This window comes from Streptomyces viridiviolaceus (assembly GCF_014650995.1).
In the GTDB taxonomy this organism is placed as follows: Bacteria; Actinomycetota; Actinomycetes; order Streptomycetales; family Streptomycetaceae; genus Streptomyces; species Streptomyces viridiviolaceus.
The window spans coordinates 12,279-33,975 of sequence record NZ_BMWA01000009.1 but is presented as its reverse complement, the minus strand read 5'-3'; the positions used below and the strand labels follow the sequence as shown (position 1 = coordinate 33,975).

Here is a 21,697-nt window from a genome sequence, read left to right as displayed (position 1 = left end):
CCGCTGCTTCTCGGCGGCCGTCGGGACACGCACCTTTTTGTGCGTACTGGGCAACGCGCGGCCGACGGCCGAACCTGATGGGGCGAAGAGACGCGAGCCGGATTCCAGCAGCCGCGGCAGCGCGTCGTTCCGTCCTGCCCTCGATCACGTAACGGGAGTCGAACCACCATGTCCGTGCACACCGACCAGCCCGCCACCGTCACCGTCCTCGGCCTCGGCCCGATGGGCCGGGCGCTGGCCCAGGCGTTTCTGGCCGCCGGCCTGCGCACCACCGTCTGGAACCGCACGCCCGGCCGCGACGCCGACCTGGTCGCCCGGGGCGCGATCCCGGCCTCCTCCGCCGAGGAGGCGGTCGCCGCCGGCCCGCTGACCGTCGTCTGCGTGGTGAACTACGACGCCTCCGACGCCGTACTGCGCCAGGACGCCGTCGCCACCGCCCTCAAGGGCCGCACCGTCGTGAACCTGAGCGCCGACACCCCCGAGCGGGCCCGGGACACGGCCGAGTGGGCCGCCCGGCACGGCATCCGCTACCTGGACGGCGCCATCATGACCCCGACGCCGACCATCGGCACGGCCGACGCGGTGTTCCTGCACAGCGGCCCCGAGGAGCTGTACCGGCAGCACCGGCCGGTGCTGGACACGCTCGGCGGCACCCACACCCACCTCGGCGAGGAGATCGGCCGGGCCGCGGCGTACGACATCGCTCTGCTCGACATCTTCTGGACCGCGATGGCGGGCTACGTCCACGCCCTCGCGGTGGCCCGGGCGGAGGGCGTCACCGCCGGTGAACTCGCGCCGTTCGCCCAGGGCATCGCCACGATCCTCCCGCCGCTGTTCACGGAGTTCGCGGCGGAGACGGACGCCGGTACGCACTCGGGCGAGGGCAACCCGATCACCTCGGCGGCGTCGACCATGGCCCACGTCGTCCACGCCTCCGAGGCCCACGGCATCGACGCGAGCCTGATGCGCGTGATCGAGGGCCAGGCCCGACGGGTCATCGCCCTCGGCCACGGCTCGGACGGCTTCACCCGGATCGCCGAGGTACTGGGCCGCCGGTGACCGGGCACCGGCCGTCGGTCCGGCGATCCCGGCCCGGCCTCGCCCACGCGTGAGCGTACGCGGCCCGCGGCGGGGCTACGCCAGGGCGCGGACGAGGTAGGGGTTCGCCGTGGCGCGCAGTGGCAGGCCCAGTGAGCCCGTCGCGACCGCCAGGGTCACCGCGTAGGAGTCGACGGCCCGGCTGACGTTGGGCGCGTTCAGGCCGGCGCCCGTCACGATGCGGTCGAGGTCGATGTACGCCGAGCGCACGATCTCCAGACGGCGGTACACCCGCCAGTCCTTGTGCCAGTCCGTGGTGTACGCGGCGGACAGCCGGCGCTCCCAGCGGCGGAACATGCGGTCGCGGATCTCCGGCCGGGTCGGGGTGAGGTGCATGTGCCGGACCAGGTCGTACAGGGGGTCGCCGACCAGTGCCATCTCCCAGTCGATGATCGTCAGGGCGAGGTGGTCGTCGCGCCGCACCAGGTTCCACGGGTTCAGGTCGCCGTGCAGCAGGGACGGCTCCCGGTGGCTGACCTCGTGGCGGGACAGGATCTGGTGCAGCCGGTCGGCGTCCGGCAGCCCCAGCAGCCGGGCGAGCTGCTGCGACTCCTTCGGCAGCTCCCGGACCAGGGACACCAGCTGGTCCTTCAGCCAGCTGTGGAAGCCACCCTCGCCGGCCGCCGGATCGACCTGCTTGTAGTCCACCCGGGTCAGGGCGCACAACTGGTCGACGAGGGCGTCCGCCTCGTGCGGGAGCAGGCCGTTCACCGGGTGGTCGGGGGGCCGGCCGATGCCACGGGGGCCGACGTACGTGTGCAGGGCGAAGGCGTCGTTCTGGTAGCTCTCGCCCAGTGCCAGGACCCGGGGCGCGGCCACCTCGACGGCGGCCTCCTCGATCGCCCGGAGCACCGCGTGCTCGCTGAGGAAGCTGAGTTCGCGGCGGCAGCTCTCCGGCAGCTTGCGCCGTACGACCACGGGGTGGTCGATGCCCGGCACCGAGACCACCGTGTTGAGGTGCGCGGTCCCCTTGAACACCCGGCCTGCGGGCGCGGCCCCCTCGGCCAGCAGCGCCTCCCGGACGGCCGCGGCGGGGAAGTCGGGCCGTTCGGGCACACGTCGGTCCGGCGCCCACTCGAAGGCCTTCGCGATCCAGTCCCGCCCGGCGATGTGACCGTCACTGCGCGACGCCAGCCACCGGAACAGCGCCCGCTCGATCTCGCCCTCGCCCGGCAGCTCCGCCAGCCGCAGCGGCTCCGCGGCGGCCTCCAGCGCGCGGCGCACCTCGGCCGTGGCCTCGTCCAGGCTCTTCTGCGTGAACGACTCCTCCAGGGACCGCGCGGCCCGCATCACGTCGGGGTAGACGGACTGCGCCCGCTCGAAGGCGACGTAGTGACGCAGGTCCGTGGACAGGCCGACGACGGCGGCCGGGCGGGCCTCCTGCATGGCCGCCACCCACGCGTCGATCACCTCGCCCCACTGGTGGGACGGGTACCGCATGCGCACCAGGTGCGTCGCGAGGTCGTGCAGGGGGTCGCCGTAGGTTGCCAGCTCCCAGTCGACGCAGATGAGGGGCGGATCCCCTCCGTAGGACACGATCACGTTGTCGCGGTGCAGGTCCGCATGGAGCAGGCTGTAGGGACGGCGGGCCATCGGGGGGACCCGTTCGGCCAGCCGGACCAGGGCGTCCTCCGGGATGCCGAGCGCGGCGAACAGCCCGCCGTAGACCGCCCGGTTGGGCTGCCTGATCTGCTGGTCCGCAAGGTGCGCCAGGGCCCGCAGGAATCCCTGGCTGTCCATGTCGTTGCGCGGCCACACGGACGGCAGGGGCGGCAGCGCACCGCGCCGTACCTGGGTGGTCTGGGCGAGGAGGCCGGTCAGACCCTTGATGATCAGGGCGTCCACGGTCTTGCCGTTGCCGCAGACGCTGGCGAGGGAGACGCCCTCGACGTAGTTGTGGATCGCCCAGCCGTTGCCCTCGACCAGGCACTCCGGCACGTACGGGAGGACGTCCCTGACCGCGGCGAGGATCTCCGCCTCGTTCCGCCAGGTCCGGATCACCACGGGCAGCGCGTCGGGACGCCGGATCCGCACGGTCACGAGGTCGCCGACCTCCCGGTCGAGCACGCGGGCCATGGCCTCGGTCAGCGGCAGTACGTGGTTCTGATTGTGGTGGCCGCTGATCGTCTGGCCCAGCTGCGTCGCCCGTGCCACGAAATCCCTGCAGACTCCGTCGGGCGTGGCGCGCTCCCCGAGAAGAGGGCGGGGAAGAGGAGGTGCGCCCACGGGCCGCTCCGGTACGAGAGAGGTGACGGTATGGCAAACGGTAAGCAAGCGGCGGGTGCCGCGCACGGCGGACCGCTCGGGCTTGACCCCAACGGGTGGCGAAACCCTTCTGCGCAGGGGCTGCGGGGCCCGCACCAGGTTGGCCGGTCGGCCCTCTCATACGCAGGAAAGCGAGCGTTTGCTCAATCGGTGCGGGAATGCTACAGCACGCGCCCAGGTACGTCCCGCAGCCGGAGGTCGTCAGCCGGCGCCCGACCTGTCGGGTGCCTCGGACAGCAGGTTCCAGACGGAGTCGAACCAGACCTGCATGCTCGCCACGAAGGCCGAACCCGGCGATGTGGGATCGGCGTCCTTCACGTGGTGCGTCAACGTCGCCCCGACGCCGAGCACGTCGTACGCGTCGATGGTCTCCCGGCCGTCCAGAACGATGGTCCGCTCGATCACCTCGTACGGGCTGTGCAGCGCTTCCGCGCCGTTGATCACGTAGAGCTTGAAGGTGGGGGTCAACGGGGTGTGGCGGATCTCCAGCTCCACGGACGGCACCAGACGCTCCGTCTCCAGCTCGCGCAGCACCTCACGCAGGGACTCCGAGTGCCGTCGGGTGATGTGGTGCAGGCGGTGCCGCAACCGCTTGTTGTCACTGTCGTGCCTGGCCCGCGGATAGGGCAGAGGCAGCGACTCCGACGGCAGGAGCATGCGCAGGGCGATGCGCTGCGGAGCGATGGCGCGTGTCCGGATGCGTTCCGCCTGCACGCGGATGTGCGCGTCCAGTGACTCGGAGGTCAGCGTGTAGACGTCCAGGGTGACCTCGGGCTGCTCGAACGCCTCGCTGATCAGCGGCCCCAGCGTCAGGGGGTGACGCGACCTGGTGGCCTTGGGCGTCGAGGACTGGATGCGCTGGCTCTTGACCACCCGGGCCCGGGTGCCCTGCCGGTTCTCGATCCAGCCCTCGTTGCCCAGTTCCTGGATCACGCGCTGGACGGTGTCCCGGGAGACCCGGAACTCCTGGGCGAGCTCGCGCTGCGAGGGCAGGAGGGCGCCCAGCGCGTACGTCCCGTCGGCCATCCGGAACCGCAGGGTCTCGGCGACGCGCCGGAACTCCCTGCCGTCCCCGCCCCGTTTGGCAGTCACACGCCGTACCTACCGCCGTCGACCGACAGGCAAACCGGTTTCGGTCAGACAAGCAGTCCGGCCAACTTGTCGGTTAACGGATCAAGTTGACCGGGCATGCCTGGTTCAGGCAGGCAACCAGGCAAGCGCATGGTCCAGTTGCCCGGCACCGGACAGGACAGGGGGTGACGGCCGTGCTTCTCCAGATGCCCGGAGACGCGCCGGGGTCCAGGGGTGCGGTCCGGCCGGTGGGCGCGCTACCCCCGCAGCAGCGTCAGCAGCGGCTCCAGGGACTCCACCACGACCTCCGCCCCGGCCTCCCTCAGCAGCTTGGCCTTGCGGTCGTTGCGGGCGTAGCCGAGGAACGGGACGGCCGCTCGCTGGGCGGCCTCGAGGTCCGAGGGGGTGTCGCCGATCATCAGGGCGGCGGAGGGAGCGGCGCCGATGGCGTTCAGGGCGCGGTTGAGGCAGTGCGGGTCCGGCTTCAGGTGGTGGAGGTCCTGGGTGCGGCCGTAGATGTGGGGGGCGAAGCAGGACAGGAGGCCGCGGCCGGCCAGGTAGGTGCGGACGATGCGCGGCGAGTTGTTGGTGGTGATCGCCAGCCGTGCGCCCACGGCCGTCCAGGTGCGGATCAGCGGGTCGGCGTACGCGGTGGGCATCGCCGAGGACGCGGCCCGCAGTTCCTCCTGGGTGAGCCGTTCCTCCAGTTCGTCCACCAGGTCGCTGCCCGGGTGCCGGCGGTCCACCGCGCGCAGCACGACGTGCGGGTCCAGCGACTCCCGTTCGGCCTCGGTCAGCAGGCCGTGCAGGCCGCGCCCCTCCAGCCACTCCACCAGGTCGGCGGCCACCCGTTCCGCCGAGTGCCGGGCGAACAGACGGCAGATGGGCCCGTCGAAGTCCCAGAGCACGACGCGGGCACCCGCAATCAGGTCCCGGAGCCGCTCCGGGTCGGTTTCGGTCTTCTCTGCGACCGGTTCGGTCTGCGTCGTATCAGAAGTCACTAGGAGAGTGTCAGGTCCGAGGTGATGGTTTCCCAGAGGGCGTCGAACCACTTCTGGGATTCCTCCACGAACACCGCGTCCCGGTGCCCCGCCCGCTTCAGGAAGGAGAAGAGCAGGGACTGGGAGCCCAGGGCGTCGTACATCTCCAGGGTCCGGCTCTCCCACTCCTCCTCGCGTCTGGTGAGCATGTAGTAGCCGAGGAGGGCCTCCTCGCCGTTGAGCAGGTAGAGCTTCATCGGAGGGGTGAAGGGCAGCGCCCGGAAGGCGACGTGCACGTCGATGTGGTGGGTGGAGCGCACGGCGTGCAGGTTGTGCTGGAGCACCCGGGCCTGGGCGTTGCGCATCTGCAGCCACCGCTGATGGACCGGGTCCTCGGCGCCGTGGCCCTCGACCAGCACCGGAAAGGCCAGGTTGATGTCCCGCGACGGCATCAGGACGCGGAACTCGATGGAGTCGGGCCGGATACGGCCCTCGTGGATCAGCCGGAGCGGCTCGCTGAGCGCCAGCATCAGCGTCTCGGAGGTGTGGCACACGACGTCCACCCTCACGCGCGGCACCGCGAACGCCTCCGACAGCCGCGGCCCCAGAGCCACCATGGTCGGCTGGGGCTCGCCCCGGGCCGGGGCGAGCTCGGCGATGCGGGGCGGGCTGCCCTTGCTGACGTTGGTGAGCAGGCCGTCCTCCTGGAGCGCCCGCAGGGCCTGCCGGACGGCTCCGCGCTCCACGCCGAACTCCTCGGCGAGCTCGGCCTGGGTGGGCAGGCGGTCTCCCGCCTTGAGGTCCCCGACGCGGATCCGTTCCCGCAGGACGTCGGCGATCTCCTGGGACGAGAGCCTTCTGCTGCCGTTCACGGCCACGTTCTCCTGAGTCACGACCAAACGCTACAACTCCGACCTACCTAAGTGGAGTTGTTTGAAACTTGTTTATAAGTAGTAGCCAAGTGGGGACAACATAGTCAGAGTTGGTTGCCAACTTCGCCGAGTTGGCGGAAGTTCTACTTCCGAAGGGGGAAAGACCATGCCCGTCCTCGCCCTCGTCACCGCGGTCCTCGTCGTCGCCTTCGAGCAGCTCGTCCAGTGGAAGTACGGCGCCACCGGCATCATCGGCCTGCTCCTGCTCACGATAGGGGTCAAGGCCAAGAGCCCGTCCGTCAGTTCCGCCGGAGCGGTCGTGCTGGCCCTCCTGGTCGCGGGGCCCGCCCTATGAAGGAACCGTGCCACCCGGATCGTCCGCCGTGGGAGACCTTCAGGTCGTGAGCAGCAGCTCCGAACTGATCGTCTCCCACAGTGCGTTGAACCACAGGTGCGACTGCTCCACGAACGTGGTGTCGCGCAGGCCGGCCCCCTGCTCGAAGGCGAACAGCACCGACTGGGTGCCCTCGGCGTCGTACATCTCCAGCTGCCGGTGGTCGATCTCCTGCTCGCGCCGGGTGACGGTGTAGTAGGCGAAGAGCGACTCCACGCCGTTGAGCAGGTACAGCTTCACGGGTGGCGTGAAGGGCAGCGCGCGGAAGGAGACGCTCACGTCGATGCCGTGCGTCGCCCGCAGCGCCAGCAGGTTGTGCTGGAGCACCTGCCCCTGGGCGTTGCGCATGGCCAGCCACCGCTGGTGGACGGGGTCGCCGTCCCCGTCGCGGCCGGCCACCGGGACCGGAAAGGCGAGGTCGATGTCCCGGCTCGGCAGCAGTACGCGAACGTCGATCTTGGCCGGTTTCAGCCGCCCCGCGTGGATCTGGCGCAGCGGTTCACCGATGGCGAGGGTGAGGGAGACCGAGGTCAGGCACAGGGCGTCGATCTCGACGTGCTGGGCGGCGAAGGCGGAGGCGATCCGGGGCGCGAGGGCGACCGTGGTGGGCAGGGGCGGCGCCCCGGGGCCGGTCAGCGCCTTCGCGAGGTCGGGGGCGACGGTCGCCGGGCTCCCCTTGGTCACGTTGGTGAGCAGGTGCTCCGACTGCAGGATGCGCAGGGCCTGGCGGACGGTGCCGCGCTCCACGCCGAACTCCTCGGCCAGCTGGGCCTGCGTGGGCATGCGCCGGCCCGGCGGCAGCGCACCGGACCTGATCCGGGCGCGCAGCTCGTCGGCCACCTCGCGATGGGTTCTCTGGTGCGGCTGCGTCGTCTTGCGTCCGTTGACGGAGGCGTGTTCCGGCTCCACGACCAAACACTACAACTTCCCGCCATCTTTAGGCAGTTCACGGAAAGGTGGTTATGAGCCGCATCCAAGCGGAGATAAGTACAGTGAAGTTGGCAGCCAACTTGAGCAACGTGGTCAGACCTCTCGGGGGTTGGCCACCACGGTGACAGTTGGGGCCGTCCCACGGGGGGACGGCCCGAAGGGGGACCACCATGCCGCTCATCGCCGTCGTCGTCGCCGCTCTGGCCATCGGGTTCGAGCAGCTCGTGCAGTGGAAGTACGGGCCGATGGGGATCATCGCCTTCGTCGCGCTGTCCATCGGCATCAAGGCGAAGAACACCATGATCAGCGGTGTGGGCGCGGTGATCCTCGTGATGCTGCTCGCTCAGTCCGGCTGAACCGAACGAACTGCCGTCCGGGCTCCCATCCGGAGGGGAGCCGGGAGCCCGGTCAGGCGGTCGGCACCACCGCACAACAACCACAACCACAACCGAAGAGCACGCTACGGATGCACACCGTCGTCGGCGGAAGGGAGCGACCTCAGAACATGTCCGGGCACCAAGGCCGCCTGGACGTACGCAGCAGGGCGTCGGCCACTCGGGCGGCGCCCGCTCGTTCTTCCCGGACCCGGCCCAGCGCCGCCAGCCGCACCGCCGACTCGTCGCCCAGCCACAGAGCCGCCAACTCGCCCACGCCGAGCACCAGATCGGCGCTGCGCGTCGTCGGCGTGCAGGACGCCCCCGCCTCCGACGCCTCCAGCAGCCACCGGCCCCCGGTCAGCCGGTCCCGGTCGGCGACCTCCAGCACCAGCGCCCCCGACCCGTCGTACGTCCGCGCCTCCAGGGCCCGTACGACGTCGAGGATCCGCACCCACAGCCAGTCCGCCTGTGTGGTGATGCGCGCCGCGCGCGGGTCCGGCAGGAAGTGCGGGAGCAGGTCGTCGGGGGCCCGCCAGCCGCTGCGGACCGTGGTGATCCAGTCGATCGAGCACAGGTAGCGCCACAGGGCGCGCTCGGCGGCCGGGGTCACGCCGATCAGCCAGTCGACGGTCGCCGTGTTCAGCGGCTGCTTGGCGTCGCCCCAGTGGTCGTCCGCCCGGTACGACACCATGCCCTCGACCTCGCCGGCCGACGAGCGGTACACGGCGTAGAAGGGCTCGCGCCAGGCGGAGCCGTCCATGCTCAGGACCCCGGTCCTGGTCTGCCACCACAACTCGGCCCGGCTGACCGCGCCCGGCTGTGCCCGGCGCAGCCGCCCGTGCAGCTCGGGGCCCAGCTTGCGGACGTCCTCGCCGTCCACGAGGTCGATCCGGCCGCCGTCCTCCGGGGCCGCCCAACGGGGGTCGAGCCCGGCGCGCGGCACGTCCACCGTCCACTCGGTCATCGTGGTGGCCGGGCCGAAGCCGTACCGGCCGTAGATCGGGTACTCGGCCGCGATCAGCGTCGCGACGACGTCCCCCCGCTCCTTCGCCGCCGCCAGGTCCTGCGCCATCATGCGGGTGAGCAGGCCGCGGCGGCGGTGCGTGGGGCTGACGGTGACGTTGGAGACGGCGTCGGCGGGGACGGCGGCGCCGCCGACGGCCGTGAGCTCCTGGGCGAAGGACCGGAAGGTCGCCACGCACCGGTCGCCGTCGAAGGCGCCCAGGAGACGGCCGGGGACGAACTGGTTGCGGCGGGCCCGCAACTGTTCGTCGCCGATCGCGGGTGCCTGGAGGAACCCGGTGTTCAGAGCCCGGTTCCAGTCGGGGAACTCGGCCTCGGTGATGGGACGTACGTCGATGTCGGCAGGGCGGGTCATGCGCTCACGGTAGGTCGACCGGGGCGCCCGCGTCGCGGGAATTCCCGCCCGCCCGCCGCCCGCTCAGAAAGCCGCGCGGATCTCCCCCACCTCGCGGCCCCCGCCCAGCAGCGGCGCGTGGCCGATCCGTTCCACCACCGGCGCGTCCACACCCATCAGCGTCAGCGCGCGGGCCAGCACCGGGCCCAGCGCCCGCGTGGCCCCGTCGTCCACCTTGAAGGCCAGCGCACGGCCGTCCGGCAGCGCCACCGCCTGGACCGCCTCCGCCCCCATCTTGGACAGCGCGCCCGGCACCTCGCGCATCAGCCAGGTGTCGGGGCGGCGCGTGCCGGCGACGTACTCCGGGTGGGCGCGCATCGCGTCGGCGACCCGGCGCTCGGCGGAACCGGACTCGGCGCCGGCGAAGGACCGGAAGGCGCGGGCCAGCCCGACGAGGCTGATCGCCATCAGGGGCGCCCCGCACCCGTCCGTACCGACGGCGGCGACGGGCTCGCCCGCCGCCTCCTCCACAACCCTGTGGATGAGCCGCTGAAGCGGATGCTCCGGGTCGAGGTACGTCTCCAGCGGCCAGCCCTGCTGCGCGCAGACCGCCAGCATCGCGGTGTGCTTGCCGGAGCAGTTCATGGTCACCCGGTCGGCCACCTCGCCCGCCGCCAGGTAGCCGTCCCGCTCCACCGGGTCCAGCGGCAGGTCCGGCGGGCACTGCAGCAGCGCCGGGTCCAGCCCGTACTCGGCCAGCATCTTCTGGACCAGGTCACGGTGGAAGGCCTCGCCCGAGTGGCTCGCGGCGGCCAGCGCCAGCCGCTCCCCGTCGAGGTCCAGACCGGCCCGCAGCACGCCCGCCGCCTGCATCGGCTTGTTGGCGGAGCGCGGGAAGACCGGCGCCGTCACGTCGCCGAGCGCCAATTCCACGGCCCCGTCGGCCCCGAGGACGACCAGGCTGCCCCGGTGCCGGCCCTCGACGAAGCCGGAACGGACGACCTCGGCGAGGACGGGCGGCACGGCGGACGATATGGCGGACGGCGCGGACGAGGACGTGGAGGCGGACGAGGACGCGGGCATCGGCGGTGGCCTTCCGGACGGGGGACCCGTCGCGGAAACGGCCCGGGATCACCGGGCCCCAGGTCGGCTCCTGGCCTTACGCGAGCAGGTCGTCTACTTGTGCTTCCCCTTCACGGTACCGGCGTGCGATCTCGGCGCTGCACTCGTCGGCGGTGCGCTGGAGCCGCTGCCGCCGCCGGGAGACCTGCTGCTCGTACCGCACGAGCCGGGCCATCGCGGTGTTCAGCTCCAGGTCGGTGCGGGCGCCGAGGTCCGACAGCTCCACCTCGGCGAGCATCTCCGCCGCCAGCCTCCGGTACTCCTCGCCCCGCGGGGTGCCCAGCGTCACATGGCGGGCGGAGGAGCGCTGCCGGGCCGGCGCGTCGGTCAGGATCTCCGGCAGCCGCTCGACCACGGACGCCTCCGCCGTGTCCACCACGGACGCCGGCCCGCGCCGGGCCAGCTCCGCCCGCAGGATGTCGATCCGCCCCTGCAGCAGCCGCCGCACGTAACTGAGGTCCGCCTCGTCGCGCTGGGCGTCCCGGCGCAGGGTGCGCAGCTCGGGCAGGCTCAGCGCGGTCAGATCGTTCCTGGGAGGATCCGCCGGCAGCTCCGGGCTGTCCGTGCGCTGCACGGGCGGCCGGGGCGCCTCGAGGGCCCCCGCATAAGTCAACGCGACAGCCACAGGCGACTGTCCCGTACTCGGTGTGCTCATATGCCTCTACCGTCCCCTCGACCGGCGTCTGAGAGCATCGTGCCACCCCAAGTGGCCGCTATGTGACCGAGTGCCCGTGATCCGCCCCAGATGGGGGGTTAGGGAGCGAAAAGAAACCCGTACGGGGCCGCCAGGGGTCGCCCTGGGGGCGCACGGCATCATGGCGGTATGCGTGCAGTGGTGCAGAGGGTGGACGGCGCGAGCGTCGTCGTGGACGGCGAGACGGTGGGGGCGATCGAGGGCGAGGGGCTGTGCGTCCTGGTCGGCGTCACCCACGAGGACACCAAGGAGAAGGCGGCCCAGCTGGCCCGCAAGCTCTGGTCGCTGCGCGTGCTGCACGACGAGAAGTCGTGCAGCGACATCGACGCCCCGCTTCTGGTGATCAGCCAGTTCACTCTTTACGGCGATGCCCGCAAGGGCCGTCGTCCCACCTGGAACGCCGCGGCGCCCGGCGATGTCGCCGAGCCGCTCGTCGACGAGGTCGTCGCCCGGCTGCGCTCCCTGGGCGCGACCGTGGCGACGGGCCGCTTCGGCGCGCAGATGCGGGTGTCGCTGACGAACGACGGCCCGTTCACGGTCCTGGTCGAGGTCTAGGGCCGCTCAGGGCTCGACGACGGTCTCCTGGGCGGCGGCCGTGTCGCCGGCCACCAGCCGGGCGTCCACCGGCACGTTGCGCTTCACCAGGGCGAGGGCGACCGGGCCCAGCTCGTGGTGGCGTACGGACGTGGTGACGAAGCCGATCTTCCGGCCGTCGGGGCCGTCGTCCGCGAGGCGGATCTCGGTCCCGGGCCCGGGCAGGTGGACCTCGCTGCCGTCCAGGTGCAGGAAGACGAGCCGGCGCGGGGGCTTGCCGAGGTTCTGCACCCGGGCGACCGTCTCCTGCCCCCGGTAGCAGCCCTTCTGCAGGTGGACCGCCGAGCCGATCCAGCCCAGCTCGTGCGGGATGGTGCGGTGGTCGGTCTCGAAGCCCAGGCGAGGGCGGTGCTGCTCGACGCGCAGGGCCTCGTGGGCGAGGATCCCGGCGGGCGGGCCGGCCTGGGCGGCGAACGGCTCCAGCTCGGTGCGCGGCAGGAACAGATCGCGGCCGTACGGCGTCTCGCGGACCATGACGCCCTCGGGCACCTCGGTGATCGAACCGGCCGGCAGGTGGACGACCGCGATGTCGGCGGTGCGGTCGGCGACGTCGACCTTGTAGAAGAACTTCATCGACTCCAGGTAGGCGATCAGCGCCTCCTGGGTGCCGGGCTCCACATGGGCCCAGACGGTCTCGCCGTCGTCGACGAGGTACAGCGCGTGCTCGATGTGGCCGTTCGCGGAGAGGATCAGCGCCTCGGTGGCCCGGCCGGGCGGGAGGTCGCTGACGTGCTGGGTGAGCAGCAGGTGCAGCCAGCCGAGCCGGTCCTCGCCGGTGACCGTGACGACCCCGCGGTGGGAGAGGTCGACGAAGCCGGTGCCGTCGGCGAGGGCACGCTGCTCGCGGAACAGGTCGCCGTAGTGGGCGGCGACGCCTTCGTCCACGCCCTCGGCGGGGACCGCGCCGGGCAGGGACAGCAGAGGGCTCTTCATACGCTTAGCCTACGACTCGGTAGGTGAGCCCTTCAGGGAACAGTCCTTGCAGCGGCCGAAGATCGCGAAGTGCTTCATGTCCGTGTCGAACCCGAACTGCTCCCGCAGCTTGGCGGTGAACTCCGCGGCCACCGACAGATCGGCCTCGATCACGTTGGTGCAGTCGCGGCACACCAGATGGATGTGGTGGTGCCGGTCCGCCAGGTGGTACGTCGGCGCCCCGTGCCCCAGATGCGCATGGCTGACCAGCCCCAGCTCCTCCAGGAGCTCCAGGGTCCGGTAGACCGTGGAAATGTTGACCCCCGACGCCGTCTTCCTCACCTCGCCGAGGATGTCGTCGGGGGTCGCGTGCTCCAGGGTGTCCACGGCTTCGAGCACGAGTTGCCGCTGCGGCGTCAGCCGGTAGCCGCGCTGCCGCAGATCCGTCTTCCAGTCGGTGCTCACCACACCGCAAGTCTAGGACGGCCGGACGAACGACCTACTTGAAGAAGGCGATCCCGTCGTCCGGCAGGTCGTCCGGGAGGGCCTTGGCCCAGCGCTCGACGTCCTCCGGGGTGACGACCTTCTTCAGGTGCGCGGACATGTAGGGGCGCAGCTCGACCTCGGGGGTCTGCTTCTCGCCGACCCACATCAGGTCGCTCTTGACGTAGCCGTACAGCCGCTTGCCGCCGGAGTACGGGCGGGCGCCGGCCGTGCGGGCCACCGCGTCCGTGACCAGGTCGATCTGCGGCTTCTGGTCGGCCATCTCGCCGTACCAGATCTCGACGACGCCGTCGTCGCGGGTCAGCGTGACCTCGACCTTGCGGGCCGCGTCGATGCGCCAGAAGCCGTACTCGGTCTCCAGCGGCCGGACCTTGTTGCCGTCGTTGTCCAGCACCCAGGTGTGGGAGCGGTACTCGAGGAAGTCCCGGCCGTCGTGGCCGAAGGTGACCTCCTGCCCGAAGTTGCACTTCTCGGCGCCGGGGAAGTCGTGCACGCCCGCGCCCGCCCAGTCGCCGAGCAGGAAGGCCAGCGGGACGAGGTCCTTGTGGAGGTCGGACGGGATCTCGATCATGAGCAGCTCAGCAGTCTCGTACGTCGGTGGGGGGCGTCAGCGCTGGCCCTGGTACAGCTTCTTCACGGTCAGTCCGGCGAAGGCGAGAACGCCGACGCAGACCAGGACCAGCAGGATTTCGAAGAAGATCTCCACGGGGTGCTCCTCGATTGAGCGGGGTGCGGTGCGTGCGCTGTGTGCACAGGGCCGGACACCAGCTTACGCGGCCGGTGTCGGCGGCACTTTGTGAGGTGCGCCCACTCGGGAGCCGTACGATTCGGCCATGGCGAAGAAGCTCGTGATCAAGGTGACGGCGGGGGCCGATGCCCCCGAGCGGTGTTCGCAGGCGTTCACGGTGGCGGCGGTGGCCGTGGCCAGTGGCGTCGACGTCTCCCTGTGGCTGACCGGCGAGTCGTCGTGGTTCGCGCTGCCGGGCCGGGCCGCCGAGTTCGAGCTGCCGCACGCCGCGCCGCTGCCCGATCTGCTCGACTCGGTGCTGGCGGGCGGCCGGCTGACCCTGTGCACGCAGTGCGCGGCCCGCCGCGAGATCACGGAGAAGGACGTCATCGAGGGCGTGCGGATCGCGGGCGCGCAGGTGTTCGTGCAGGAGGCGCTGGCGGACGACACGCAGGCGCTCGTGTACTAGGGCGCGCTCAGCTCCGCGGCCGTTTGCCGTCCAGCTCGTCCCACCACTCGTCGGACTTCGGGTCGCCCGAGGGGTCGTCCCACCAGCGGTCGTCGGGGCCGCGGCGGTTGGCGACCATCGCGGCGATCGGGGGGATGACCATGGCCACCACGCACATGGCCACGGCCGCCGGGACGGACCAGTTGCGCACGACTCCCCAGGCCAGGACGAAGAGTGCGATGCACGTCCCCATCAGGGCGAAGTACCGGTGCCGACGCCGTGCGTACATGCCTCCAGCGTAGGCCCGCACGGGCCGTGCCGGGCATGCGGAAGGGCCGCACCTCAAGGTGTCCAACCCGCGAGGTGCGGCCCTTCGCCGTCGGGTGCCGTCAGACGGCGATCGCGACCTCGGCCAGTCCGCCCTGCTGGGCGACGACCGTGCGGTCGGCGGTGGCGCCCGGGACGAGCGCTCGGACGGTCCAGGTGCCCTCGGCCGCGTAGAAGCGGAACTGGCCCGTCGCGGAGGTGGGGACCTCCGCCGTGAACTCGCCGGTGGAGTCCAGCAGACGGACGTAGCCCGTCACCGGCTCGCCGTCGCGGGTCACCTGACCCTGGATCGTGGTCTCACCGGGCTTGATCGTCGAGGCGTCGGGGCCGCCGGCCTTCGCTCCGCACATGTCGTACTCCTGAGGGGTTGGGAAAGGTCGGTCGGGTGACTTACTTGTTGGCGCCGAGCTCGATCGGCACGCCGACGAGGGAGCCGTACTCGGTCCAGGAGCCGTCGTAGTTCTTGACGTTCTCCACGCCCAGCAGCTCGTGCAGCACGAACCAGGTCAGGGCCGAGCGCTCGCCGATGCGGCAGTAGGCGATGGTGTCCTTCGCCAGGTCGACCTGCTCCTCCGCGTAGAGGGCCTTCAGCTCCTCGTCCGACTTGAAGGTGCCGTCGTCGTTGGCGTTCTTGGACCACGGGATGTTGCGGGCGGTCGGGACGTGGCCCGGGCGCTGCGACTGCTCCTGCGGGAGGTGGGCCGGGGCCAGCAGCTTGCCGGAGAACTCGTCGGGGGACCGGACGTCGACCAGGTTCTGCGCGCCGATCGCGGCGACCACGTCGTCGCGGAAGGCGCGGATCGAGGTGTCCTGCGGCTTGGCCTTGTAGTCGGTCGCCGGGCGCTCGGGCACGTCGGTGCCGTCGACCAGCTCGCGGGCGTCCAGCTCCCACTTCTTGCGGCCGCCGTCGAGGAGCTTGACGTTCTCGTGGCCGTACAGCTTGAAGTACCAGTAGGCGTAGGACGCGAACCAGTTGTTGTTGCCGCCGTACAGGATCACCAGCGTGTCGTTGGCGATGCCCTTCGCCGAGAGGAGCTTCTCGAAGCCCTCCTGGTCGATGAAGTCGCGGCGGACCGGGTCCTGGAGGTCCTGGGTCCAGTCGATCCGGATCGCGTTCTTGATGTGGTTCTTGTCGTACGCGGACGTGTCCTCGTCCACCTCGACGATCGCGATGTTCGGGTCGTCCAGGTGCTCCTGAAGCCAGTCGGCGTCGACCAGGACGTCGGTACGGCTCATGGTTTCTCCTCCGGGGCAGTTGCGGCGGGGCGTGCGGTGAGAGGGTGCGTGCGCGGGCGCGCGGCCGGGGCCGGCGCGGCGCGCGAGTGCCCTGGGCTGGGCGGTGAGGGAACGCGGAGGGCGGTAGCGCCCGTCCGCTCAGAACGTGCGACAGAGCATGGCGGCAACGCGGCACAGGTCCACTGCCCGCCGCTTCGTGAGATCCGCCTGTCGCTTCATGCCGTCGATCGTAGGGAGGTACGCCGGGGCGTGTCACCGGCGTGTCGGATAATGAGACGGGATCGTCCGCACTCTGGGAAGCGGAGGACGTCCGTGCGATCCCCGCACGGCTCGCGGTCGACTGTATGGGCATCACATCTGCGGTACGGACGTGGGCGTCTCGCCTGTCGGACGTACTACCCGGCCAGCCGGAGATCCGAACCCCGCACCGTGATCTCGACGCCGTCCTTCGCCGCCTCGACCTTGTCGAGCCGGATGCCGCCGGGCAGCTCGTCGATCCTCTGCTGGAAGTCGGTGATGGCCCGGATGCGGGACTCGGCGAGCTGCCTGCCCCCGATCTCCGGCAGGCCGTCGGCGACGACCTCGACGTCGTCGTCCTCGACCCTGACCGAGCTGAGCACGTCGACCGGCTCGGGCAGTTCGATGCCCAGCACGGTCGCCGCGAGCGACACCTTGATCTTGCCGTCGCCGCCGTCGGAGAGACCGACGACCTTCGCGGTGATGCCGGGCGCGATCTGCGTGGCCTCGGACTTGGTGGCCTTCATCAGCTCGTCGTAGGCGATGGTCGCGGTGCCGGTGGCCCTCGCCGCGGTGGCGGAGGCGAGGTCGCCGGAGAACTCGACGCCCTCGAGGTCCGCCCGGAGGTCGTCGATGCGGATCGTCTCGGTGCCGTCGCCGGTGGCCGCCTCGTAGTCACGGATGCCGACCTCGACGTCGTCCAGCTCACCGCCCGCGAGCTGGGTCAGGAACGGGAAGCCGTTGATGGACACGTCCGGGGTCGAGGCCAGGTTCTCGGTCGTCCGCAGCTCGTCCGCCGCCTCGCTCTCCACGTAGTCGACCGCGAGCCGGTCGGCGACGACGAACAGCCCGCCCAGGACCACGACGACGATCAGCAGTATTCGCAGTGCGCGCATGCGGTGTTCCCCACCCCGGCGGTCGACGGCGGACTGAAGACGACCGGACGGCCGTCCAGCGCGAGGCTAACGCGCCGGGCGACGGCCGCCCGGAATTTGTCGATCACCTGTGACAGGCGGGGTCCGCGCGACCGGCGCCTAGCCGAGGGCCCGGCCGAGCACGTACACGGCCGGCGCCGCGGCCGCGAGCGGCAGCGCCACGCCCGCCGTGAAGTGCACGAACCGGGACGGGTAGTCGTAGGCCGCCACCCGGTGGCCGATCAGCGCGCACACCGCCGCGCCCGCGCCGAGCAGCGCGCCCGACGCCCCGGCACCGGTCAGCGAGCCGGCCGCGATGCCCGCACCGGCCGCCGCGAGCAGCGCGACGACCACGGAGGCCGGCGTCGGCAGCGGCAGGGCGCGGGCCACGGCGGCGACCGCCACCGCCACCGCGCCGACCGTGACCGCGTCCGCCTCCGCGGCGAGGTACCCGCCGGCGACCACCGCCAGCGCCGCCGCGGCGACCGTCGCCATCAGGCCGTACATCCGCTCGTCCGGGTCGGCGTGCGACCGCAGCTGCAGGACGAGGGAGAGCAGCACCCACACGCCGAGCGTGCCGAGGATGGCCGCCGGGGAGCGGTCCGACACCAGCAGCGCCGCGTCCGCCGCCAGCGCCCCGGCGAAGCCCAGCGCGATGCCCTGCCGGGCGGGCCACATGCCGTTCAGCCGGAACCAGCCCGCCGCGGTGACGGCCTGGAGGACGACGAGCGGGACGAGCAGCGCGTACGTGCCGAGCGCCGCCCCGCCGGCCAGCAGCAGCCCGAGCAGCGCCGTGAGCAGGGCCGGCTGCATCCCGGGATCGATGATCGGCGAACGGCCCTCGGCGCGGGCGCGCTGCGCGTCGGTGATCCGCGTGTTCCCGGCCAGGGTCGCCGGTCCGTACTCGGGAGCGGCTTCGGCGGTGCCGGGCACCGCGGAGGCAGGGGCCGGGGAGGCGGGGGCTGCGGAGGCGGCGGGGGCGTACGCCTGCGGCGCCGGCTGCGGGTGGGGCCGGTAGCCCTGCTGCTCGGGCTGCGGGGCGTACTGCTGAGGCTGCGGGGCGTACTGCTGGTGCTGGTACGCCTGTGGGCCGGGCTGCTGCTGCCCCTGCTGCGGGGCGTACGCCCCGTAGGTCTGCGGGGGCAGGTACGCCGTCTCCTCGGCGGAGACCGGCGGCTGCACCTGCGTCTCCCAGGTCTGCCCCTGCCACTGCTGCGTGTACTGGGCGGCGTGCGGGTCCTCGTGGCCCTGGTGGCCCTGCTGTCCGGGCCACGCCTGCGCGTCGTGTCCCCCGTACGGCTGATTCGGCTGGTCGGTCATCGGTCACCCTCCTGCGAACGGCGGGAGCACTTCGACCGTGCCGCCGTCGGCCAGCCGTACCGTCTCATGCCCGCGGGTGCCCACGGGGTCGCCGTCGACGAGGAACGAGCAGCGCAGCAGCACGCGCGTGAGTTCGCCGGGGTGGCGTTCGCGCACCGCGGCGAGCGCCTCGGCGAGCGTGTCCGCCTCGTAGGGCTCCTCGGCCACCTGGGCCGCGGCCTTCGCGGCGGCCCAGTAGCGCACCGTGACCTTTGCCATCTGGTTCCTCAATCACTTGACGGTGAACACCGTCAGGCTAGCCCGCCCGGGCCGCCGCCCAGTCGCCGATCCGGCGCAGCAGCTCCTCGCCGCAGGCGTGCTCCGCGTGGCCCATGCCGGGCTCCAGCCAGAGTTCGCCGTGGTCACCGGCGGCCCCGGCCAGCATCCGGGGGTGGTCGAGCGGAAAGTAGCCGTCCCGGTCGCCGTGGACGACGAGCAGGGGCCTCGGGGCGATTCTGGGCACCGCCTCCACCGGCGACAGCGGCACCGGGTCCCAGTCCCGGTGATGGATACGGGTGCGGAAGCCGTAGCGGCCGACGATCCGGCCCTCGGGGCGCGTCACCAGCCAGTGCAGCCGCCGCATCGGCGCCGTGCCCCGGTAGTACCAGCGCGCGGGGGCGCTCACCGACACCACGGCGTCCGTCCGCGCCGGGCTGTCCGGGCCGTACAGCGCGGCGTGCCGCAGCACCACCGAGCCGCCCATGGAGAAGCCGACGGTGGCCACGCGCGCGTGTCCGAAGCCACGGGCCCAGTCGACCGCCGCCGCCAGGTCGAGCACCTCGCGGTCGCCGACCGTCGACCGTCCTCCGGAGGCGCCGTGGCCCCGGAAGGAGAAGGTGACCACGGAGCCGTACCGGGCGAGCGTCCGCGCCGCGCGCCGTACGTGCGGACGGTCGGCGTCGCCGGTGAAGCCGTGCGCGACGACGAGGACCAGGTCACCGGCCGCTCCGGGCTCGTACACGGCGTCGATCGGCACGCCGTCGGCCGTGTGGAGGAATGTCCGTGCGGGCGCGCGGCGCGGTGCCCGCCGGGGCGTCTCGGGATGCGGACTAATGGTGGAACGCGCCACATGACCTGCCGGACCGATGCTCATGTCGGCTATTCTGCTGGGCAGAGGACTCGGGCAACGTAGCCCCCGGGTCCTTTTGTGCTTTCGGGAGCGTTCACGAGCGTTCACCTCCCGGACTCGCAGCGGGCCCCACGGGCGCGGGACCCGCACCGTACGAAGCAGTGCCGTAAACGTCCTCGCAGGGACCGAGGAGGAACCAGACGTTATGGGCGAGCGAACCGTGCACGACCGTATGACGACCCAGGCAGGTGGGGCGCGATGAGTTCTCTTCTGCTCCTGACCAATGCCCTCCAGCCGTCGACGGAGGTGCTCCCCGCCCTCGGTCTGCTGCTGCACAACGTGCGCGTGGCCCCCGCCGAGGGCCCCGCTCTCGTCGACACCCCCGGTGCCGACGTCATCCTCGTCGACGGACGCCGGGACCTCCCGCAGGTGCGCAGCCTGTGCCAGCTGCTGCGCTCCACGGGACCGGGATGTCCGCTGGTCCTGGTCGTCACCGAGGGCGGCCTCGCCGCCGTCACCGCCGACTGGGGCATCGACGACGTGCTGCTGGACACCGCCGGCCCGGCCGAGGTCGAGGCCCGGCTGCGGCTGGCCATGGGCCGTCAGCAGATCGTCAGCGACGACTCCCCCATGGAGATCCGCAACGGCGATCTGTCGGTGGACGAGGCGACGTACTCGGCGAAACTCAAGGGGCGGGTCCTGGACCTGACCTTCAAGGAGTTCGAGCTGCTGAAGTACCTCGCCCAGCACCCGGGCCGGGTGTTCACCCGCGCCCAGCTGCTCCAGGAGGTCTGGGGGTACGACTACTTCGGCGGCACCCGCACGGTCGACGTGCACGTACGGCGGCTGCGCGCCAAGCTCGGCCCCGAGCACGAGTCACTGATCGGCACCGTCCGCAACGTCGGCTACCGCTTCGTGACGCCGGAGAAGGTGGAGCGCGCCGCCGAGGAGGCCAAGACCAAGGCGAAGGCCGACACCCCTGAGGTGACGCCCGCGGCCGCCGAGGCATGACGGTCGTCCGGGCCGGGCAGAGCTCCCGCACGACGACGGCTTCATCCAAGCACTGATACGCCCTGCCCAGAGCGGGTCCATCCGCGTAGACTCCGCGCGTGGCCAAGGTGACTCGGGACGATGTGGCGCGGCTGGCGGGGACTTCCACCGCCGTGGTCAGCTATGTCATCAACAACGGACCCCGGCCGGTCGCCCCGGCCACGCGCGAGCGTGTCCTCGCCGCGATCAAGGAACTGGGGTACCGGCCCGACCGGGTCGCCCAGGCCATGGCGTCGCGGCGCACGGACCTCATAGGTCTGATCATCCCGGACGCCCGCCAGCCCTTCTTCGGGGAGATGGCCCACGCCGTCGAACAGGCCGCGTCCGAGCGCGGAAAGATGGTGCTCGTCGGCAACACCGACTACGTCGGCGAACGCGAGGTCCACTACCTGCGCGCCTTCCTCGGCATGCGGGTCTCGGGCCTGATCCTGGTCAGCCACGCACTGAACGACCTGGCCGCCGCCGAGATCGAGGCGTGGGACGCCCGGGTGGTCCTGCTGCACGAGCGCCCCGAGGCCATCGACGACGTCGCCGTCGTCACCGACGACCTCGGCGGCGCCCAGCTCGCCGTACGCCACCTGCTGGAACACGGCTACGAGTACGTCGCCTGCATGGGCGGCACCGCGGAGACCCCCTCCGTCGGCGACCCCGTCTCCGACCACGTCGAGGGCTGGAAGCGCGCGATGAAGGAGGCCGGTCTCTCCACCGAGGGACGGCTCTTCGAGGCGCCGTACAACCGCTACGACGCGTACCAGGTGGCGCTGGAGATCCTCTCCGGCCCCCGCCGCCCGCCCGCGATCTTCTGCTCGACCGACGACCAGGCCATCGGCCTGCTGCGCGCGGCCCGCGAGCTGCGCATCGACGTCCCGGGCGAGCTGGCCGTCGCCGGCTTCGACGACATCAAGGAGGCGGCGCTCGCCGACCCGCCGCTCACCACGGTCGCCTCGGACCGGTCGGCGATGGCGCGGGCCGCCGTGGACCTGGTCCTGGACGACGGGCTGCGGGTCGCGGGCTCGCGGCGGGAGCGGCTGAAGGTGTTCCCGTCCCGTCTGGTGCTGCGGCAGTCCTGCGGCTGCGAGTAGCCCTCGGCGCCCCTTCACCGCGTGACCCTCGAAGGCCCTTTACATCGGGCATACGAGGTTCTGCCGGGCTTCTCAGAC

26 protein-coding genes are annotated in these 21,697 nt (G+C 71.7%); 7 read left to right on the top strand and 19 right to left on the bottom strand.

All coding sequences use genetic code 11. The annotated features are described in order from the left end of the window. Positions 1–168 precede the first annotated feature (168 nt). Positions 169–1,059, top strand: a complete 891-nt coding sequence (locus tag IE260_RS14200; RefSeq protein ID WP_189871634.1) for an NAD(P)-dependent oxidoreductase — start codon at positions 169–171, stop codon at positions 1,057–1,059. A gap of 75 nt (positions 1,060–1,134) precedes the next feature. Here the strand turns inward: IE260_RS14200 and IE260_RS14195 are convergent, their stop codons facing one another. The 4 genes from IE260_RS14195 to IE260_RS14180 all read right to left on the bottom strand — a co-directional run bounded on the left by IE260_RS14195 (position 1,135) and on the right by IE260_RS14180 (position 6,313). Beyond that, positions 1,135–3,324 carry a phosphotransferase family protein gene (locus IE260_RS14195; protein ID WP_373303339.1) on the bottom strand — a complete coding sequence of 730 codons (2,190 nt, stop codon included), beginning with the start codon at positions 3,322–3,324 and terminating at the stop codon, positions 1,135–1,137. 240 nt (positions 3,325–3,564) lie between these two features. Beyond that, entirely contained in the window at positions 3,565–4,455 is an 891-nt protein-coding gene (locus IE260_RS14190) for a winged helix-turn-helix domain-containing protein (protein ID WP_189871630.1), read from the bottom strand. Positions 4,456–4,691: 236 nt separating this feature from the next. Then, on the bottom strand, positions 4,692–5,435 hold the full coding sequence (locus tag IE260_RS14185; protein WP_229880754.1) for an HAD family hydrolase: 744 nt from the start codon (positions 5,433–5,435) through the stop codon (positions 4,692–4,694). Next, complete coding sequence (locus IE260_RS14180; protein ID WP_189871626.1) at positions 5,435–6,313, bottom strand: winged helix-turn-helix domain-containing protein; 879 nt, start codon at positions 6,311–6,313, stop codon at positions 5,435–5,437. The genes IE260_RS14185 and IE260_RS14180 overlap by 1 nt, the downstream gene beginning before the upstream one ends. 139 nt (positions 6,314–6,452) lie before the next feature. Here IE260_RS14180 and IE260_RS14175 point away from each other — a divergent pair, with 139 nt between their 5' ends. After that, a complete protein-coding gene (locus tag IE260_RS14175) occupies positions 6,453–6,641 on the top strand; it encodes a hypothetical protein (RefSeq protein WP_189871624.1) in 189 nt (62 codons plus the stop codon). A 39-nt stretch (positions 6,642–6,680) separates the two neighbouring features. Here IE260_RS14175 and IE260_RS14170 read toward each other — a convergent pair whose 3' ends face one another. Beyond that, positions 6,681–7,595, bottom strand: a complete 915-nt coding sequence (locus IE260_RS14170) for a winged helix-turn-helix domain-containing protein (protein WP_189871622.1) — start codon at positions 7,593–7,595, stop codon at positions 6,681–6,683. A gap of 185 nt (positions 7,596–7,780) precedes the next feature. On the opposite strand from IE260_RS14170, the gene IE260_RS14165 reads away from it, so the two are divergent. Beyond that, the gene (locus tag IE260_RS14165) at positions 7,781–7,966 is read left to right on the top strand and encodes a hypothetical protein (protein ID WP_189871620.1); all 186 of its coding nucleotides are present in this window, start codon (positions 7,781–7,783) and stop codon (positions 7,964–7,966) included. 142 nt (positions 7,967–8,108) lie between these two features. Here the strand turns inward: IE260_RS14165 and IE260_RS14160 are convergent, their stop codons facing one another. The 3 genes from IE260_RS14160 to IE260_RS14150 form a co-directional block, all read right to left on the bottom strand. After that, positions 8,109–9,365, bottom strand: a complete 1,257-nt coding sequence (locus IE260_RS14160; RefSeq protein WP_189871618.1) for a GNAT family N-acetyltransferase — start codon at positions 9,363–9,365, stop codon at positions 8,109–8,111. Positions 9,366–9,428: 63 nt separating this feature from the next. Beyond that, positions 9,429–10,427 (bottom strand): asparaginase, encoded by a 999-nt coding sequence (locus IE260_RS14155; protein WP_189871616.1) that lies wholly within the window; start codon positions 10,425–10,427, stop codon positions 9,429–9,431. A 76-nt stretch (positions 10,428–10,503) separates the two neighbouring features. Further along, on the bottom strand, positions 10,504–11,121 hold the full coding sequence (locus tag IE260_RS14150; protein WP_189871614.1) for an RsiG family protein: 618 nt from the start codon (positions 11,119–11,121) through the stop codon (positions 10,504–10,506). A 168-nt stretch (positions 11,122–11,289) separates the two neighbouring features. On the opposite strand from IE260_RS14150, the gene dtd reads away from it, so the two are divergent. Beyond that, positions 11,290–11,715: a D-aminoacyl-tRNA deacylase gene (gene dtd / locus IE260_RS14145; protein ID WP_189871612.1), complete on the top strand. Its 426-nt coding sequence runs from the start codon at positions 11,290–11,292 to the stop codon at positions 11,713–11,715. A 6-nt stretch (positions 11,716–11,721) separates the two neighbouring features. Here the strand turns inward: dtd and ygfZ are convergent, their stop codons facing one another. The 3 genes from ygfZ to IE260_RS14130 are packed head-to-tail and all read right to left on the bottom strand — an operon-like array spanning position 11,722 to position 13,741. Beyond that, complete coding sequence (ygfZ, locus tag IE260_RS14140) at positions 11,722–12,687, bottom strand: CAF17-like 4Fe-4S cluster assembly/insertion protein YgfZ (RefSeq protein WP_189871610.1); 966 nt, start codon at positions 12,685–12,687, stop codon at positions 11,722–11,724. 9 nt (positions 12,688–12,696) lie between these two features. Further along, on the bottom strand, positions 12,697–13,134 hold the full coding sequence (locus IE260_RS14135; protein ID WP_189871608.1) for a Fur family transcriptional regulator: 438 nt from the start codon (positions 13,132–13,134) through the stop codon (positions 12,697–12,699). A 31-nt stretch (positions 13,135–13,165) separates the two neighbouring features. Continuing rightward, on the bottom strand, positions 13,166–13,741 hold the full coding sequence (locus IE260_RS14130; protein ID WP_189871606.1) for a heme-binding beta-barrel domain-containing protein: 576 nt from the start codon (positions 13,739–13,741) through the stop codon (positions 13,166–13,168). Between the two features lie 262 nt (positions 13,742–14,003). On the opposite strand from IE260_RS14130, the gene IE260_RS14125 reads away from it, so the two are divergent. Then, positions 14,004–14,366 carry a DsrE family protein gene (locus tag IE260_RS14125; protein ID WP_189871604.1) on the top strand — a complete coding sequence of 121 codons (363 nt, stop codon included), beginning with the start codon at positions 14,004–14,006 and terminating at the stop codon, positions 14,364–14,366. A 7-nt stretch (positions 14,367–14,373) separates the two neighbouring features. Here IE260_RS14125 and IE260_RS14120 read toward each other — a convergent pair whose 3' ends face one another. From IE260_RS14120 to IE260_RS14090, 8 genes are all read right to left on the bottom strand, one after another. After that, positions 14,374–14,634 carry a DUF3099 domain-containing protein gene (locus IE260_RS14120; protein ID WP_189871602.1) on the bottom strand — a complete coding sequence of 87 codons (261 nt, stop codon included), beginning with the start codon at positions 14,632–14,634 and terminating at the stop codon, positions 14,374–14,376. A 100-nt stretch (positions 14,635–14,734) separates the two neighbouring features. After that, positions 14,735–15,022 carry a DUF1416 domain-containing protein gene (locus tag IE260_RS14115; RefSeq protein WP_010351646.1) on the bottom strand — a complete coding sequence of 96 codons (288 nt, stop codon included), beginning with the start codon at positions 15,020–15,022 and terminating at the stop codon, positions 14,735–14,737. A gap of 40 nt (positions 15,023–15,062) precedes the next feature. Continuing rightward, positions 15,063–15,908: a sulfurtransferase gene (locus tag IE260_RS14110; RefSeq protein WP_189871600.1), complete on the bottom strand. Its 846-nt coding sequence runs from the start codon at positions 15,906–15,908 to the stop codon at positions 15,063–15,065. A 138-nt stretch (positions 15,909–16,046) separates the two neighbouring features. Further along, positions 16,047–16,127, bottom strand: coding sequence for a putative leader peptide (locus IE260_RS43045; protein ID WP_350310325.1), 81 nt, complete (start codon positions 16,125–16,127; stop codon positions 16,047–16,049). 176 nt (positions 16,128–16,303) lie between these two features. Then, positions 16,304–17,041 (bottom strand): LmeA family phospholipid-binding protein, encoded by a 738-nt coding sequence (locus IE260_RS14105; protein WP_189871598.1) that lies wholly within the window; start codon positions 17,039–17,041, stop codon positions 16,304–16,306. Between the two features lie 138 nt (positions 17,042–17,179). After that, entirely contained in the window at positions 17,180–18,379 is a 1,200-nt protein-coding gene (locus tag IE260_RS14100) for a hypothetical protein (protein ID WP_189871596.1), read from the bottom strand. Between the two features lie 3 nt (positions 18,380–18,382). Beyond that, a complete protein-coding gene (locus tag IE260_RS14095; RefSeq protein WP_189871594.1) occupies positions 18,383–18,637 on the bottom strand; it encodes a MoaD/ThiS family protein in 255 nt (84 codons plus the stop codon). A 37-nt stretch (positions 18,638–18,674) separates the two neighbouring features. Further along, entirely contained in the window at positions 18,675–19,511 is an 837-nt protein-coding gene (locus IE260_RS14090) for an alpha/beta hydrolase (RefSeq protein WP_189871591.1), read from the bottom strand. Between the two features lie 234 nt (positions 19,512–19,745). Here IE260_RS14090 and IE260_RS14085 point away from each other — a divergent pair, with 234 nt between their 5' ends. Beyond that, entirely contained in the window at positions 19,746–20,498 is a 753-nt protein-coding gene (locus IE260_RS14085) for a winged helix-turn-helix transcriptional regulator (protein ID WP_189871589.1), read from the top strand. Positions 20,499–20,596: 98 nt separating this feature from the next. Then, complete coding sequence (locus IE260_RS14080) at positions 20,597–21,619, top strand: LacI family DNA-binding transcriptional regulator (protein ID WP_189871587.1); 1,023 nt, start codon at positions 20,597–20,599, stop codon at positions 21,617–21,619. Positions 21,620–21,697: the final 78 nt, after the last annotated feature.